This is a genomic window from Vibrio sp. 2033, from assembly GCF_033339735.1.
This window is the reverse complement of sequence record NZ_JAWOVC010000608.1, coordinates 1-580: the sequence shown is the minus strand read 5'-3', so window position 1 is coordinate 580 and position 580 is coordinate 1. Positions and strand designations below refer to the sequence as shown.

Sequence of the window (580 nt, the reverse complement as noted above, 5' to 3'; positions counted from 1 at the left end):
TGCTTGAGATTGTGGCTTGCCCAGTGTGTAAAGGTAAGCTGACTTACGATAAAGATAATCAAGAGTTGATCTGCAAATTGGATCGCCTTGCTTACCCTATCAAAGAGGGTATTCCTGTTTTGCTTGAGCCAGAAGCTCGCATCATGAGCATGGATGAGGGGCGTTAATGTCTTTTACGGTTGTGATACCGGCTCGTTACTCTTCGAGCCGTTTACCAGGTAAACCATTGGCTGATATTGGCGGTAAACCAATGGTGCAATGGGTTTACGAACAAGCAATGCAAGCTGGCGCTGATGACGTGATCATTGCTACTGACGATGAGCGAGTTTCTGCGGCGGTTGAGCAATTCGGTGGCAAAGTTTGTATGACTTCGCCAAACCACGAATCTGGTACAGAGCGTTTAGCGGAAGTGGTAGAGAAAATGGCCATTCCTGCTGATCACATTATTGTGAACGTTCAAGGTGATGAGCCTTTGGTACCACCAGTTATCATCCGCCAAGTTGCAGATAACTTAGCCGCTAGTGATGCACCTATGGCTACGTTGGCGGTTGAAATCGAATCTGAAGATGAAGTCTTTAAC

At 46.6% G+C, this 580-nt stretch carries 2 protein-coding genes; both read left to right on the top strand.

Translation table 11 applies throughout. The features are described from left to right. Positions 1 to 167, top strand: a 167-nt coding sequence (locus R7P74_RS28060; RefSeq protein ID WP_318123952.1) for a Trm112 family protein, incomplete at its 5' end; no start/stop codon positions are given. Beyond that, positions 167 to 580, top strand: a 414-nt coding sequence (kdsB, locus tag R7P74_RS28055) for a 3-deoxy-manno-octulosonate cytidylyltransferase (protein ID WP_318123950.1), incomplete at its 3' end; no start/stop codon positions are given. The genes R7P74_RS28060 and kdsB, both read left to right, overlap by 1 nt.